This is a genomic window from Bradyrhizobium sp. WSM4873 (assembly GCF_055811355.1).
In genome coordinates this window covers 174,622-190,463 of the sequence record NZ_JBVVPS010000001.1, presented here as the reverse complement: position 1 = coordinate 190,463, position 15,842 = coordinate 174,622, and the positions used below count along the sequence as shown (strand labels likewise).

Sequence of the window (15,842 nt, the reverse complement as noted above, 5' to 3'; positions counted from 1 at the left end):
GCTCGGGCGAGTGCGGCTAGGAAGAGTGGCGCATCCGTGACGGAAAGTTCCTGCTTTGCGGTGACAGTGCACTCAATGATCCCAGCCACACTCGTGCGCTCGAAGTGCTGACTGAACCAAAGTGCACTGTCACCGCAATATACTCCTCGGCGGATTGCCGTGGAAAGTTGAGATGCTGAACCCGGCGCAAACGTCGCCGAAAGGCGAGAACCCCTCGTTCGGCGGCTACGAGGTCGGGATCGGCTTCTCCGGCACCTGCACGGAAGACAGCGGCGAACTCGAAGGCATCGCGCTTGCCGGCAAGCGCAGCCTGCGGCTGGCGGCCTCGCTCAAGCTGATGCGGCGGGCGTGAAGGTGCGGGTACACATAAGCTTGCAAGTATCTGCTTTTCACGCGCGAAACACGGCCATGAACATTGGTTCCTGTGGTTTTGACGCTCGCGGGCCGCAGATCCTTCGCCACTCCTCGAAGTGGCGTTTGGGACAAGGGCTCACCTTTTCATTCGCGCGCAACACGTAGGCGGCTGCGTCAAGAGACTTTTCCGCGCGCCTTGTTTGCCGCGGACCACCGCCGCTCGATTTCCTTCACCGCCGCCCGCATGTTGGGCAGATACTTTTTGGCGGCCGCCTCCGGCGTCATCGACGATGAGAAGAAAATCAGATTCAGGCTGCCGAGGACGGGGCCGCCCCCCGGAATGGCCAGCGCGATCGCGCTGATGCCCGCCTCCGATCCACCGACGGACGAGGCGTAACCGTCCTTTTTCGTCTGTGAGAGAATGTCCTCGATGAAACGACGGTCTTTCGCCAAAGCCGCGTCCTCCTCGACGAGTGATGCGGTGAGGTCCAGCATCTCTCGTCGCAGAGCAGGCGCGGAGGCAGCCAAGATGGCTTTCCCAAGCGCGCTGCGCACCAAGGATCTCCTCCGTCCGACCATGGACCGATGAACGGAGAACGGACTGAAGGGATGTGTGCTTTCCCGAATAAGTACCGACCCGAGTTCGAACACTCCGAAGTCGCTTGGCCAGGAGACGCCATCCAGGAGGCCGAACATCGCGGGCAGTGCCGCCTGGCTCGATAGATCCCGTGAAGACACGCCTTCGCTCAAGGTGCGTACTTGGGACGTCAAGCCGAACAAGGCATTCGTCTCGTCAAAGGTCACGTAGCCATCTTCGCGCAGCGTATCGAGCAGACGATAGCAGGTGGTACGGTTGAGTCCTGTCCGCTTTGCGAGTTGTACGACGTTGGATGGGCCGCTTGCATTGAGCTCGTTGATCAGCGCCAAGCCACGGGAAAGTGCCCTTACGCTGCGGTGCATGATCCCTCCAGACGTGTTCGCACTGCGAACATTTCATAGACTCAGATGGAATCCTAGTTCAATCGGCGGCAATCCATCCCGGCACGCCCAAAAGGGCGGCGACGGGAGGAAACGATGGTTCATTCAAGCTTTTATTTGTCTGCGGCCGTGTGCTTGGCTCTCGCGGCGCCGGTCGCGGCGCAGACCGCCGGCGGCCCCCCGAATCTCAGCGGTGGCAAGGTCAAGGTCGGTGTCCTGACCGACATCGCCGGCCCCACGGCCATGGCGAACGGCAAGGGTTCGGTGATCGCGGCTGAAATGGCCGCCGAGGACTTCGGCGCCGGCCTCAACGTCGAGGTGATCTCGGCCGACCATCAGGGCAAGCCGGACGTCGGATCGCAGATCGCCGCACGCTGGTTCGACGTCGAAGGCGTGGACGCGATCGCCGACATGCAGGGATCCCCGATCGGCTTCGCCGTGCAGAACATGGCGGCGCAGAAGAGCAAAATCATGCTGTTGTCCGGTTCGACCTCCTCGGACTTCAACGGCAAGGCCTGCTCGCCGCTAACGGTCCAGTGGACGGTCGACACCTACAATCTCGCGAAAGGCGCCGCCAAGTCCGTGGTCGAGGCCGGCGGAACGAAATGGTACTTCCTCACAGTCGATCAGGCGTACGGCAATGCCTTGACGCGCGATACGTCTGAGCAAGTCAAGCTCAATGGCGGGCAGGTGGTCGGCAATTCCGTGTTCCCGCCGAATACGTCCGACTTCGCTTCGTTCCTACTCACCGCGTCCAATGCCGGCGCCAACGTGATCGCGATCGCGGCGTCGAGCGGCGATACGGTGACCGCGCTGAAGCAGGCGGACGAATTCGGTCTGAGCTCAACGGCCAAGATCGTTCCGCTTCAATCGGTGCTGACGGACGTCTACGCGGTAGGTCAGAAGATTGCGCACGATGCCTACGAAGTGTCGCCGTTCTACTGGGACCGGACGCCCGAAACGCGCGCTTGGGCCGAACGCTTCTTCGCCAAAGCCAAGATAATGCCGACCGGATTCCATGCGGGCGTCTACTCCTCGGTCGCGCACTACCTGAAGGCCGTCAAGGCCACGGGTACCGACGACGCCCCGACGGTCATGAAGCAGATGGAGAAGGAACACGTGCACGACTTCTTCGCGGCCGACGGCTACATCCGTGCCGACCGCAAGATGATCCACGACATGTACCTGCTCCGGGTCAAGAAGCCTGGCGAAAACAAGGGTGCCTGGGATCTCTACAACGTCATTCAGACGCTGCCCGGCGAGTCCGTCAACCGCCCGCTATCCGAAAGTCCGTGCCCGCTGGTGAAGAAGTAGCCGCCAGCCATCGATCGACCATCCAACTCGGCGCGAGGAATCCGAACATGTCAGTCGCCATCGTCTGCGCTTCTCACACGCCTCTGATGTACAAGGGACCGGCCAGCAACGAAACCGAGCAACGCGTCCGAACCGCGTTTGGACGGCTCGGGACCTTCGTGAAGGAGTTCGCACCCGACTACATCATCCAGTTCGCTCCCGATCACTTCAACGGCTTCTTCTACGACCTGATGCCCTCGTTCTGCGTCGGGGCCGGCGCAGTCTCGCTGGGCGACTGGGGAGGCGGGACGGGACCGCTGGATGTTCCGGAGAAGACGGCGCTCGAGCTCATCGACCACGTGAGGGCCGAGGACTTTGACGTGGCCGTATCTTATCGCATGCCGGTCGATCACGGCTTCGTTCAACTGTGGGAGGCGATGCTCGGTGACTTCAAGTCGATCCCGATCCTGCCGATCTTCGTCAACGCCGCTGCGCCGCCCGTTCCGACCTACCGCCGTGCCCGGCAAATCGGTGAATCGGTAGGGCGGTTCGCTGCGCGTTCCGGCAAGCGAGTCTTGTTTGCCGCGTCGGGGGGCCTCTCGCACGATCCGCCGCTGCCATCGATCAAGGACGCGCCACCGGAGATTCGGGAGCGGCTGATTAATGGGCGAAATCCGACCGCGGAAGCCAAGGAAGCCCGCGAGAAGCGGGTGCTCGAGGCGGGCGTTCTCGCAGAAGCGGGAGAGGGGCCGTGCCAGCCGCTCAATCCGGATTGGGATGCGCAGTTCATGGAGATCCTGCGTAGCGGCCAGATCTGGCGTGCCGACGCGCTCGACACCGACAAGGTCCGCGAAGTTGCGGGACGCGGTGCCAACGAGGTGCTCGCATGGGTCGCCGCCTTCGGCGCCTTCTCGACCGGCGGCCGCTTCAAGATGGAGCAGGAATTCTACGAAGCCATTCCGGGCTGGATCGCCGGCATGGCGATGATGGCGGCCAAACAGGCTGACGGCGCTCACTGATCACGAAAACACCGCGCGAATGCGGAAGCATCGCGGAGCAGGCAAATGGCATACGAAACAGACGTGCTCATCATCGGCGCCGGGCCAACGGGCTCGACGACCGCTCTGGCGCTCGCGAACTGCGGCGTTCGCAGTCACATCGTGTCACGCGGCAACTGGATGGCCGACAGTCCGCGAGCCCACATCACGAACCAGCGGGCCAACGAGGTCTTCCGCGATCTCGGGATCGCGGACGACGTGGCCAGGTACGCGAGCCCCTGGGAACTGATGGGCGACACGACCTTCACGACCAGCCTGGCCGGCTCCGAGTTGATCCGGATGCGGACGTGGGGAACCGGCGACGATCGCCGCGGCGATTACCTGCGTGCCAGTCCGTGCGGAATGGTCGATATCATTCAACCGCTGCTCGAGCCCATCCTGTTCCAGAAGGCGGCCGAGAAGGGTGCGACCTTCGCATTCAACACCGAGTATGTCCGTCATGAGCAGGATGCGGACGGCGTAACGGCGACGCTGCGAGATCGCCTGGATGGGCGTGAGTACACCATTCGCGCACGCTACATGGTCGGCGCGGACGGCGCTCGATCCATGGTGGTGGACCATCTCGGGCTTCCGATCGAAGGTCAGATGGCGCGCGCCGGCACCGTCTACACCATCTTCAACGCAGATCTGTCCAGGTACAGCAAACATCGGCCGAGCATCCTGAACTGGATCGTCACTCCGGACGCGAGCTTCGGGGAGATTGGCATGGGGCTGCTGCGGGCCGTGCATCCGTGGACGCAGTGGATCGCCGGTTGGGGCTTCGATATCAGCAAGGGCGAGCCGGACCTCGCGCCGGAAGCGATCATTCCGAAGATCAAGGTGCTGATCGGCGACCCTTCGGTCGACATCGACATCGTGAGAACCTCGATCTGGTACGTCAACCAGGCCTACGTGACCCAGTATTCGAAGGGTAGGGTGTTCTGCGGCGGCGACGCGGTCCACCGGCATCCGCCGTCGAGCGGGCTCGGCAACAACACATGCGTACAGGACAGTCACAACCTCGGTTGGAAGCTCGCGTACGCCGTGAAGGGTTGGGCCGGTCCGAAGCTTCTGGAAAGCTACTCACAGGAGCGGGCGCCGGTTGGAAAGCAGATCGTGCTGCGCGCCAACCAGTCCCGGCTCGACTATGCCCCGCTGAACGCATGCTTCCGCGTGCCCGGCGCCGAGAATCCGGTCGCCGCCGGCATCGCGCGTTTTCGCGATCCGGGCCCAGATGGCGTCGCGGCCCGGAAGGCGGCGCAGGCCGCGCTTGATCTCAAGCAGACGGAATTCAATGCCCAGGGTACCGAGATGAACCAGCGATACGAATCCTCGGCCGTGATTCCCGACGTCGGTGGCGAGCCCGAGCAATGGCGGCGAGATCGCGGCCTCTACAATCAGCCCACGTCGCGCCCGGGTGCCAAGATCCCGCATGCGTGGCTCGTTGATCGCGACGGCTTGCGGGTGTCGACCCTCGACGTGACGGGTAAGGGCCTCTTTGCCGTCGTGACGGGCCTCGCCGGCGTCGCATGGAAGGAAGCGGCACTGCGCCTTGACCTCCCGTTTCTCCGGGTCGTCGTGACGGGCTCGCCCGAAGCGCAGGACCTCTATTGCGAGTGGCAGCGCATTCGCGAGATCGACGAAGCTGGAGTTCTTCTTGTTCGCCCCGATGGTGTGGTCGCCTGGCGCGACATGGAGGGGACTTCGGACACTGGAGAAGCCGTGGACCGGCTGAGCGCTGCGATACGGAGGGTCCTCGATGTTTCGGACCTTTCGGCGATCCCGCGCGAGAAGCCGCAGCCGCCATCGAGGCCCAGCGGCACCCCGCTCTTCGCCTGACACACAAACCAACGAGATCGAGTCATGAGCGACACAAGACCAGCGAACTTCTCCAGCGTCTGGGCCGACCTGCGGGGCGCTTCCTTCAAGCAGCACTACATCGACGCCGGCGGAATCCGGACCCGCTGCATCGAGTCGGGCGACCCGTCCAAGCCGCTCGTCCTGGCGCTGCACGGTGTCGGGGGCCATGCAGAGGCATATTCGAGGAATTTCGGCCCTCATGCCGATAGCTTCTGGTTCGTTGCCATCGACATGCTGGGACACGGTTGGACCGACAAGCCCGCGATCGACTACCAGGTCAAGGACTACGCCGACCACGTGCTCGCCGTCCTCAAGATCCTCGGCAGGGACAAGGCGATGATCAGCGGTGAATCGCTGGGTGGATGGGTTGCGACCTATCTCGCCGTACATCATCCCGCCGTGGTGGAGAAACTGGTCCTCAACACCGCCGGCGGTTGGACCGCGCACCCGCAGGTGATGGAACGACTGAAGAAGCTGTCGAACGAGGCTGCTTCCGATCCCTCATGGGAGCGGATCAAGACGCGCCTTGAATTCCTGATGTGCGACAAGAGCATGGTCTCGGACGACCTGATCGAGACCCGTCGTGCGATTTACGCGCAGCCGGGATTCGCCGACACGATGAAGCGGATCATGTGTCTGCAGGACATGGAAATCCGTCGACCGAACATGATCACCGCCGACCAGTACCGATCGATCAAGGCTCCGACCATGGTCGTGTGGACCTCGCATGATCCGACCGCCACGCCCGAGGAAGGCAAGCAGATCGCGGACATGATTCCGGGTTCGAAATTCGTCGTCATGAACCGCTGCGGCCACTGGCCTCAGTTCGAGGACGCGGAGCAGTTCAACCGCCTCCACATCGAATTCCTCCGGACCGGCAAGTAAGGATCGTTCAGATGAACCAGCAAACCAAGCACGGCGAGCTCGCCGCCCGGATCCGCGCAGCTTGCGCCGGCACCCCTATCGCGCCTATCCGGACGCAACTGGCAGAGCTCGATATCGATGCGGCCTATTCGATCCAGCAGGAGAACACTGCGCACTGGGAAAACGAGGGGCGGCGCGTCGTCGGAAGCAAGATCGGATTGACCTCCCGTGCGGTCCAGAAGCAGCTCGGTGTCGATCGTCCCGACTTCGGCGTACTTTTCGCCGACATGATCGTGGGAGAAGACGAACCTGTCGTGGTGGGACGCGTCCTGCAGCCGAAGATCGAGGCGGAAGTAGCCTTCCTACTCGACCGCGAGATCGAGGTCGAAACGCCGACCGTGGCCGACGTTGTGCGGGCAGTGGCCTATGCGATGCCCGCCCTCGAGATCGTCGGCAGCCGTATCACCAATTGGGATATTGGGATCGTCGATACCATCGCCGACAACGCCTCGTCGGGGCTCTTCGTTCTTGGAGGACCCGTCCGGCGGCTGGATGGCTTGGATCTCCGCTCTCTCCAGATGCAGATGACGAGGAAGGACGAGGTGGTCTCGAAAGGGACGGGCGCCGCCTGCCTCGGCAATCCGCTTAACGCGATGGCCTGGCTCGCCGGCGAACTGGCCCGCCGCAAGCGACCGCTGCGCGCCGGCGACGTCGTTCTCTCCGGAGCGCTGGGGCCGATGGTGCCGGTGAATCCGGGCGACGCATTCGAGGCCAACATCGCCGGGCTCGGGACCGTTTCGGCGCGGTTCGCCTAGCCACACGAGCCGTATGCGTCGTGAACTCCTCGGGTGGCGGTGGTGCAGTCGACGTCGTCACGGCGCCGGGCAAGCCGCTCCGGTCTTCACCCACGCCTCGACCAGCGCGCCGGCCTGCGCTTGCGTGCCCGGCACGGGCGAGCGGCCGAAGCCGGGCTTCCAGGCCCAGCCGACGAGGGTGTCCTTGCCGATATGGTCGATCAGGACTTCCACCTTGCGCCCGCCATTGCGGGCGGGATCCCTGATCTGTTCGCAGATCTCGCCGACGGTCTTGCCCTCCCAGGCCATCTCGCGCGGGGCGAGATGCCAATCGGGATGGCCGGGCATGCGGCCGGGCTCGAAATTGGCCTTCTGATGGCAGCTGTTGCAGCGCATCGCCTCAAGGCCGTGGCCGTCAGCGCCGCGCGTGACCGGCGGCTGATGCAGGCGGGCATTGTCGCCCTGGTGCGGCCTGTCGCCGGCCGGATGGCAATTGGTGCAGCGCGGATTTGTCAGCACCTTGCCGAGCTCGCTGAAGATTGCAACCGAACGCTTCTCTGTGTCTCCGATCGAGGCAAAGCTCTCGGGCGAGGCGAGGGCATGGCTTGCCGTCTCCGAGCCGGCGTAGCCCGCACCGAGACTGCCGGCGAGGGCGGCGACCACGGCAATGATCTTGAACCTCACGTCGGAGATCATGATGCGTGTCACTTGGTGGCCATGAGGTAGCGCTTCGAGTCGGCGAGGATCACGTCCCGCACCGCCTCGTGATATTTGACGTAGCCGGTGCAGCGGCAGAGATGACCGTCGAGCGCGTCAGCGATGGTCTGCTCCAGCGCCTCGCGCGCGACGGGTGTCCGCGACAGGCGCTCCAGCAAGACCTGGCCCTCATTGAGGAAGCCGGCGGTGCAATAGCCGCACTGAAAGGCGAAATGCGCGATGAAGGCCTTCTGCAGGGTCGAGAGCTCGCCGTCCTTCGCGTGCCCCTCGACGGTGCGGATCGACTTGCCGTCGAAATTCACGGCGGGCGCGACGCAGGTCGGGCTGGTGGTGCTGGTGCCGTCGGGCGCGTCGATGATGACGGCGCAGCTGAGGCATTGCGCGGCGCCGCAGCCGAACTTGGTGCCGGTCATGCCGAGCATCTCGCGCAGAAAATCATTCATCGAGAGGTCGTCGCGGACGTCCATCGGACCGTGCTTCTGGCCGTTGATGGTGAGGCTGAGGGTCGTCACGCGAGCACTCCCTTCAATAGGCTTGCGGTGACCGGCAGCGCGCGGAAGCGATGGCCGGTGGCGTCGTGGATGGCGTTGATCAGCGCCGGCACGATCGGGATCATCACGACCTCCGCCATGCCCTTCGGCGCTTCGTCCGATACCAGCGGCTTCAGCATCTCGATCTCGAGATCGCGGAGCGGCAGGTCGGAGCCGCGTGCGACCAGATAGCGCCCGAGATTCCATTCGCCATTGCCCGGCCCGCCCTCGAACGGGGGCAGGGTTTCGAGCAACGCGTAGCCGACGCCCATGGCGAAGCCGCCCTGGGCCTGGCCCATCACCACCTCGGGCACCAGCGCGGTGCCGCATTCGAAAACGCTATAGGCCTTGGCGATGCGAAGCGCGCCGGTTGCGCGCTCGATCTCGACGCGAACGACCGTGCCGCACATCGAGGTGTAGGCGGTGCCGATCCGGTTGTTGTCGGTCGGCGGAAACTTGACCCTGGTGCGGTTGATCCGCTCGAACTTGCTATTGCCTTTGCGGATCGCCAGCGCGTCGATCTCGGCGCGGTATTGCTCGCCGGACAGCGGGAAGCGGGCCCGCGACCACGCCCAGCGCGAGAAGCTGTGCGCAACCGCACCGGTGACGAAGCCACGCGTGTGAGCCGTTGCCGCGAGCGCAGGGAGGCCGAGCGGTTCGAGGCCGGGCATGGTGAGCTGGCCGTTCTGCCAGCTTGCGCTAGCCCATTGCCCCGCGCGCGGATCGGTCCTTGCGATGCGCCACAGCTCGAGCGCCGCGGGCCACAGGCCGAAGCGGAAAATGACCCGGGCGGCCTCCGCGGCGGAATGCGTGCCGACATGGGCGCCGATCGAGGAACTCGTCGGCGAGCTGATCGCAGGCACCCAGCGCGGGTTTTTCTCCGCGGCATCCTGCGTCTTCTGGTCCATGGTGGAGGGATCGCCCGACGTGACCAGCCCGAGCACGTCATAGCTGTCGACGCGGGCGACCGAGACCTCGTCGGCGATGGCGCCGAGATGGCCGGCGACGCGGTTGGCCAGCGCCGTCCCGATGCCGTTGCCCATCTCGACATGATCGCAAAAGATCACGATCTTGCCGTCGGGGGCAAGCTCGACACGGCCGAGCGAGCCGTCCGCGCCGGAGCCATAGTCTTTCGTCACGCAGGCAACGCCGGTGCCGACGAGCCGATCCGACGAGGTCTGCTTGAACTGCGCCCGCTGCTGCCAGATCGGGTGCTTCTCGAGCTTGTCGAGGATTTCGGGCGTCCGCACCGAGACGATGTAGGGATTGCCCGTCATGGTCCGGCCGTTCTGGGGCAGCGCATTGCGCCGCCGGAATTCGATCGGATCGCGCTTGAGCTCGGACGCGGCTTCGTCGATCAGGACCTCCAGCGCCGTCATGGCTTGCAGGATGCCGTAGCCGCGCATCGAGCCCGCGCTCACGCCGCGCGAGTGCACCGCGACGGTCCTGACGTCGACCTTCGGAATGTCGTAGATGCCGATCGCGCCGGTGGCCGCGACGACGGCGACGCTGGCCGAGAAATGGGCGAGCCCGCCGCCGTCGAGCACGTGATCGGCGGCGAACCCCTTGATCTTGCCGGTCGCGCGATCGATGCCGATGCGCGAGCGCATCTTGATCGAATGGCGCTTGATGCCGGCCTGAAACTGCTGGTAGCGGTCATGCGCCAGCCGCACCGGCTTGCCGGGAAAGCAGATCGCCGCGAGCGCAACATAGAGAATGAAAGGCGTGTGATCGCGGCCACCAAAGCCGCCGCCGACATGGGCGAACTGCGCGTTGATGTGCGCCGGCTTGTAGGGCGCGCGGGCCTTGGCCAAGAGATGCGCGATCGATTCCGCCGCCTCGTAGGGCGACTGGACCCCAAGCAGCAGTTCGAGATTGCCGCCCTTGCCGTCGTACCAGGCGAGCCCGCATTCCGGCTCCAGGAACATCGGGTCGACCGATTGCGTCTCGAACTCGCGGTCGAGCACCAGCATGGAGGCGTCATCCGCGGCAAGCTCGGCACGAATCTGCTCGCCATGTTTCGCCGCCTTGGCGTAATCCGCCGGCATGTCCTTCGCGAGCGGCGACCACACCGGCAGCGCCGCGCTCTGGACCTTCTTGGGCGAGACCCAGCCGGCCTGGAGCGGCGAATAGACATCCGGCTTGTCAGGCGAGGGACCTGCCACGCGCGTGAAGCGGAAAGCCCCGTAATCCGGCACGACGACAGGCCCGGTCTCCTCGCCGAACTGGACGAACGTGCCGTCGCGCAGCGCGAGACGCGCCTGGTCGAAGGCGTCGAACTTTTCGAAGATCAAAAGCGCGACCGGCTGGCCGAGGTAGAGCGGCGTCTTGCCGATCGGACAGAACAGGTCGCCCGCGTAGAACTCCGGCACCTGCGTCCCGATCCGGTCGAGCTCGGCGGCAGTCACCACCATCGACGGCTTGAGCGCGCCGCCGAGGCGGGCGAGGTCCAGTCCGGTGTAGACGTGCGTGGCGTCGTTGGCGCGGACCAGGATGGCGTGCGAGGTGGCCTGCGGCCAGCCCTGCAGATCATTGGCGCGGAAGTCGGAGGCGTAGAGCTTCGCACCGGTGACCTTGGCGACGCCGTCGACGCGGCCGGCGCCATTTGTCGCGGGATTGAACTTGCCGCGTCCAGGCAGCGTCTCGTGCGCTGCGAAGGGCACACCGGCCGCGGATGCAAGATGTGAGAGGCTGACCGAGATGCCTCCCGCCGACAACCACTTCACGAACTCGCGTCGCGAAGGCCCCATGATCATATCCTTGTACAGAGTTTCGAGAACATTGGGATGCCGTCAACATGCGATGTCCGAAGGGCATGGCGCGCGCCAGCGCGAATCCGTCACGATGCATCATGCGACGATAGAACGGGCGAGAAGGTTTACAACCGCTGAATGTCGTGCGCTCGCAGATCGAATTGTGGTTTCGTGCTTGCTTTAGAGTCGAATCGAACGGAAGACGGTCCGGCAACAGGGGGCGCAATTCAAATGCAGCAGGATCCGAACGGTGCGTCTTCAATCACCGGCGCAATGGGCACGACGACATTGTCGCGCCGTCAATTGCTGGATTGCGGCCTCAAAGCCGGCGCGTTGTCGCTGTTCGCAGGTGCGGCGAACGCCCAGCACGCCGTGCACGACCATGCGGGCACGTCCCACACCGCGGACATGTCGCCGAGCATGGGGATGGTCGCTGAAACGCCCGTTCCTGCCATGGACCAAGCGCTGGTCGAGCCCGAGGTGCGGCGGTCCGTCAATGGCGTGCTGAGCACGACCATGCGGGTCGGCTATGCCTATCGCCAGATCGGCGGCGTCAGGCTCTATGTCAGGTCCTATGAGGGCGGCAGCCCCGGCCCGACCTTGCGCATGAAGCCCGGCGATACCCTGCGCATCAAGATGATCAACGATCTGCCGCCGAACCGCGATGGATTGCCGGCCGACATCAGCCATCCGCACCAGTTCAACAACACCAATTTCCATTTCCACGGCGCGCATACCAGCCCGAGCGGAATTTCCGACAACGTCATGCGCTCGATGGCGCCGGGCCGCAGCTACAACATCGAAATCACCCTGCCGGCCGATCACACCAAGGGCACCTATTGGTATCACCCGCATCACCACGGCAGCGCCGACATCCAGATGTCCTCCGGCATGGTCGGCGCCATCGTCATCGAAGGCGATTTCGCCGAAATTCCCGAGATCGCCACAGCCCGCGAACGGCTCATGGTGCTGACCCAGGTGGTCTACGATGCCAATGGCATGGTCGAGAATTTCGAGACGCTGTTTCCCGAGACTGCGACGCGCTTTCTCGCCATCAATGGCCAGCGCCGGCCGATGATCGAGATGCGGCCCGGCGAGGTGCAGCGCTGGCGCATCCTCAATGCCGCCTACCAGGACGACATGCTGCTCGACCTGGAGAAGCACGATCTGCATGCAATCGCCTATGACGGCATCCAACTCGGCGCCATGCAGCCGCTCAAGCAGGTCCTGATTGCGCCTGGGCAGCGCGCCGATATTCTGGTGAAGGCAGGCAGCCCCGGCACCTACGCCTTCAATGCGGCGCCTTACGACCAGGGCCATCCTTCGCCGGTCGGGCCGCTGGCGCGGGTCGTGGTGTCAGGCGCGCCGATGGACATGAAGCTGCCGCGTGTCCTGCCGCCGGCGCCGCTCGCGACCATCAAGGATTCCGAGATTACCAACCGCCGCAAGGTGGTGCTGTCGGCGACCGCGCCGGAGGCCGATGCCGCCGGCCATTGGCAGGAATTCGAGTTCTTCGTCGACGGCAAGAAGTTCGACCCCGGCCGCATCGATCAGCGGGTGAAGTTGGGCGCGGTCGAGGAGTGGACCATCGTCAACACGCACGAGCATGACGACCACGTTTTCCACATCCATACCAACCCGTTCCAGGTGATCTCGGCCAATGGCAAGGCGCTGGCGGTGCCGGAATGGCGGGATTCCGTGATCGTGGAGCGCAAGGGCGGGCAGGTCGTGTTCCGCTCGCGCTTCATCGATTTCACCGGCGTCTACATGCTCCACTGCCACATGATGAACCATGAGGAGATGGGCATGATGCAGACCGTGGAGGTCTACAAGGCGTAAGTTGCGGGTCGAATTGCGCGAATTCGGCGGCGCGCGGGGCTGATCCGGGTCCGGCCGGGCTTCCCCTGGCGGCCCGCATGGCCTATTGACGCTGCAACGCAACAATCCTCCAAAAAGACCCCATGATCCGCCTCGACAACGTCAGCAAGCAAGCCGGCCACCAGATCCTGTTCATCGAAGCGTCCGCCGCCCTCAACAAGGGCGAGAAGATCGGGCTCGTCGGCCCGAACGGCGCCGGCAAGACCACGCTATTCCGGATGATCGCCGGCGAGGAACTGCCCGATGAGGGGCAGGTCTCGACCGATCGCGGCATCACCATCGGCTATTTCAACCAGGACGTCGGCGAGATGGCCGGCCGCAGCGCCGTGGCCGAGGTCATGGACGGGGCGGGACCAGTGAGTGCGGTGGCAGCCGAGCTGCGCGAGCTCGAGACTGCGATGGCCGATCCGGACAAAGCCGACCAGATGGACGAGATCATCGCGCGTTACGGCGAGGTGCAGCACGCGTTCGAAGAGCTCGACGGCTATGCGCTCGACGGCCGCGCGCGCGAGGCACTGTCCGGCCTCGGCTTCAGCCAGGAGATGATGGACGGCGACGTCGGCAAGCTCTCCGGCGGCTGGAAGATGCGCGTGGCGCTCGCCCGCATCCTCTTGATGCGTCCCGACGTCATGCTGCTCGACGAGCCCAGCAACCATCTCGATCTCGAAAGCCTGATCTGGCTGGAGAAGTTCCTGCACGACTACGAAGGCACGCTGCTGATGACCTCGCACGATCGCGAGTTCATCAACCGCGTGATCTCGAAAGTGGTCGAGATCGATTCCGGTTCGCTCACCACCTACGCCGGCAATTACGAGTTCTACGAGCAGCAGCGGGCGCTGAGCGAGAAGCAGCAGCAGGCGCAGTTCGAGCGCCAGCAGGCGATGCTCGCCAAGGAGATCAAGTTCATCGAGCGGTTCAAGGCGCGCGCATCTCATGCGGCTCAGGTCCAGAGCCGGGTGAAGAAGCTCGACAAGATCGAGCGGGTGGAGCCGCCGCGCCGCCGCCAGACGGTGGCGTTCGACTTTCCGCCGGCGCCGCGCTCGGGCGAGGACGTCGTTGCGCTCAAGAAGGTGTTCAAGGGCTACGGCAGCAAGCGGATCTATGACGGGCTCGATTTCATGATCCGCCGCCGAGAACGCTGGTGCGTGATGGGCGTCAACGGCGCCGGCAAATCGACGCTGCTCAAGCTCGTCGCTGGTGCGAGCGAGCCGGACGATGGCACGGTGGCGGTCGGCGGCAGCGTCAAGATGGGTTATTTCGCCCAGCACGCGATGGATTTGCTCGACGGCGAGCAGACGGTGTTCGAGTCACTCGAATATGCGTTTCCGACCGCGGGTCAGGGCTCCCTGCGCGCGCTCGCCGGCTGCTTCGGCTTCTCCGGCGACGACGTCGAGAAGCGCTGCCGCGTGCTCTCGGGCGGCGAGAAGGCGCGCCTGGTGATGGCGAAGATGCTGTTCGATCCGCCGAACTTTCTGGTGCTGGACGAGCCGACCAACCATCTCGACCTCGCCACCAAGGAGATGCTGATCACGGCGCTGTCGGATTTCGAGGGCACCATGCTGTTCGTCTCGCATGACCGGCATTTTCTCAGCGTCCTGTCGAACCGCGTGCTGGAGTTGACGCCCGAAGGCATCCACCAGTTCGGCGGCGGCTACACCGAATACGTCGCGCGCACGGGGCAGGAAGCGCCGGGGCTGCGGAGCTAGCATACCGCTACGCCGCCTTGACGCGTTGCTGCGGCCCGCTACGCTCCTTCCAAAAGGGGAGCGAAACCTTCATGAAGCAGCTGCGCATCGGCGACATCACCATCGATGCGGTGATCGAGCGGGAGGGACCGTGGCGGCGGCCGCAGGATTTTTTCCCGGCCTATGACGAGGCCGTGTTCAGGCATCATCTGCCGACGATGGAGCCTGAGGTGTTCGACGCCGCGCGCGGCATGATGGTGATCACCTATCAGACCTTCGTGGTGCGCACGCCGCGCTACACCATTCTGGTCGATACCTGCACCGGCGAGGACAAGGGCCATCCGCCGCCGTTCGATTTTCCGGGCAAGGAGCGCTGGCGCAACGAGCTGTTCGCGCTGGGCATCCCTTTCGAGCAGATCGACTACGTCTTCTGCACGCATCTTCATATCGACCACACCGGCTGGAATACGACCTTGCGCGACGGCCGCTGGGTGCCGACGTTTCCCAATGCGAAATACGTCTTCCACAAGGGTGAATATGCGGCCTGGGAGGCCGAGCATGCCAAGGGCGGCAATCCGCCCGGTACCGTGTTCCGCGACAATTGCCTGCCGATCGTCGAAGCAGGCCAAGCGCTATTGGTCGATGACGACTACGCGCTCGACGACACCGTCACGCTGACGCCGACGCCGGGGCATTCGCCCTGCCATTGCTGCGTGAACATCTTCTCGAAGGGGCGCCGCGCGGTGGTCGCTGGCGATCTCATGCATCACCAGATCCAGTGCCGCGAGCCGGACTGGTCGGCCAAGCCGGATTGGGATGCGAAGCAGTCGGCGGTGTCGCGGCGAAAGTTCTTTGCTTCCGTCGCCGACACCGACACGCTGATCTTGCCTGTCCATTTTCCGGCGCCGACGGTCGGGCTGATCAAGCCGCTCGGCGCCGCCTTTGATTACCGTTTCAAGCGGGAGTAGGGCGACCGCCTCGCCGTCATGGCCGGGCTTGTCCCGGTCATCCACGACCTTTGCTACACGGAAACAAGGCCGTGGATGCCCGGGCCTTCGCCTCGCCGAAGAGGCTTCGGCCTCGCAGGCGGGACAAGCCC

The 15,842-nt window shown here is 64.4% G+C and carries 12 protein-coding genes and 1 pseudogene; 9 read left to right on the top strand and 4 right to left on the bottom strand.

What is annotated here, in order from left to right:
* Nucleotides 1-160: 160 nt before the first annotated feature.
* Nucleotides 161-352 (top strand): annotated as a pseudogene (locus AC0L21_RS00905) (GrlR family regulatory protein); the annotation flags it as partial.
* Nucleotides 353-528: 176 nt separating this feature from the next.
* Here AC0L21_RS00905 and AC0L21_RS00900 read toward each other — a convergent pair.
* Entirely contained in the window at nucleotides 529-1,314 is a 786-nt protein-coding gene (locus AC0L21_RS00900; RefSeq protein WP_473257059.1) for an IclR family transcriptional regulator domain-containing protein, read from the bottom strand.
* A 114-nt stretch (nucleotides 1,315-1,428) separates the two neighbouring features.
* On the opposite strand from AC0L21_RS00900, the gene AC0L21_RS00895 reads away from it, so the two are divergent.
* The 5 genes from AC0L21_RS00895 to AC0L21_RS00875 all read left to right on the top strand — a co-directional run bounded on the left by AC0L21_RS00895 (nucleotide 1,429) and on the right by AC0L21_RS00875 (nucleotide 7,201).
* A complete protein-coding gene (locus AC0L21_RS00895; RefSeq protein ID WP_473257058.1) occupies nucleotides 1,429-2,646 on the top strand; it encodes an ABC transporter substrate-binding protein in 1,218 nt (405 codons plus the stop codon).
* 47 nt (nucleotides 2,647-2,693) lie between these two features.
* The gene (locus tag AC0L21_RS00890; RefSeq protein ID WP_473257057.1) at nucleotides 2,694-3,644 is read left to right on the top strand and encodes a 3-carboxyethylcatechol 2,3-dioxygenase; all 951 of its coding nucleotides are present in this window, start codon (nucleotides 2,694-2,696) and stop codon (nucleotides 3,642-3,644) included.
* 63 nt (nucleotides 3,645-3,707) lie between these two features.
* Nucleotides 3,708-5,501 (top strand): FAD-dependent monooxygenase, encoded by a 1,794-nt coding sequence (locus tag AC0L21_RS00885; RefSeq protein ID WP_473257056.1) that lies wholly within the window; start codon nucleotides 3,708-3,710, stop codon nucleotides 5,499-5,501.
* 24 nt (nucleotides 5,502-5,525) lie between these two features.
* The gene (locus AC0L21_RS00880; RefSeq protein WP_473257055.1) at nucleotides 5,526-6,407 is read left to right on the top strand and encodes an alpha/beta fold hydrolase; all 882 of its coding nucleotides are present in this window, start codon (nucleotides 5,526-5,528) and stop codon (nucleotides 6,405-6,407) included.
* A gap of 11 nt (nucleotides 6,408-6,418) precedes the next feature.
* Entirely contained in the window at nucleotides 6,419-7,201 is a 783-nt protein-coding gene (locus tag AC0L21_RS00875) for a 2-keto-4-pentenoate hydratase (protein WP_473257054.1), read from the top strand.
* 57 nt (nucleotides 7,202-7,258) lie between these two features.
* Here AC0L21_RS00875 and AC0L21_RS00870 read toward each other — a convergent pair whose 3' ends face one another.
* Genes AC0L21_RS00870 through AC0L21_RS00860 form a run of 3 tightly spaced genes read right to left on the bottom strand, consistent with a single transcriptional unit; the run spans nucleotide 7,259 to nucleotide 11,177 of the window.
* Entirely contained in the window at nucleotides 7,259-7,876 is a 618-nt protein-coding gene (locus AC0L21_RS00870) for an Isoquinoline 1-oxidoreductase subunit (protein ID WP_473257053.1), read from the bottom strand.
* Nucleotides 7,877-7,884: 8 nt separating this feature from the next.
* Entirely contained in the window at nucleotides 7,885-8,409 is a 525-nt protein-coding gene (locus tag AC0L21_RS00865; protein WP_473257052.1) for a (2Fe-2S)-binding protein, read from the bottom strand.
* Nucleotides 8,406-11,177, bottom strand: coding sequence for a xanthine dehydrogenase family protein molybdopterin-binding subunit (locus AC0L21_RS00860; RefSeq protein ID WP_473257051.1), 2,772 nt, complete (start codon nucleotides 11,175-11,177; stop codon nucleotides 8,406-8,408). Before AC0L21_RS00860 ends, AC0L21_RS00865 begins: the two co-directional genes overlap by 4 nt.
* 234 nt (nucleotides 11,178-11,411) lie before the next feature.
* Between AC0L21_RS00860 and AC0L21_RS00855 the strand changes: the two genes are divergently transcribed.
* The 3 genes from AC0L21_RS00855 (at nucleotide 11,412) to AC0L21_RS00845 (ending at nucleotide 15,711) form a co-directional block, all read left to right on the top strand.
* Nucleotides 11,412-13,019 carry a multicopper oxidase family protein gene (locus AC0L21_RS00855; protein WP_473257050.1) on the top strand — a complete coding sequence of 536 codons (1,608 nt, stop codon included), beginning with the start codon at nucleotides 11,412-11,414 and terminating at the stop codon, nucleotides 13,017-13,019.
* A gap of 122 nt (nucleotides 13,020-13,141) precedes the next feature.
* Nucleotides 13,142-14,764: an ABC-F family ATP-binding cassette domain-containing protein gene (locus AC0L21_RS00850; RefSeq protein WP_473257049.1), complete on the top strand. Its 1,623-nt coding sequence runs from the start codon at nucleotides 13,142-13,144 to the stop codon at nucleotides 14,762-14,764.
* A 71-nt stretch (nucleotides 14,765-14,835) separates the two neighbouring features.
* Entirely contained in the window at nucleotides 14,836-15,711 is an 876-nt protein-coding gene (locus AC0L21_RS00845; RefSeq protein WP_473257047.1) for an MBL fold metallo-hydrolase, read from the top strand.
* The last annotated feature ends 131 nt before the right edge of the window (nucleotides 15,712-15,842 follow it).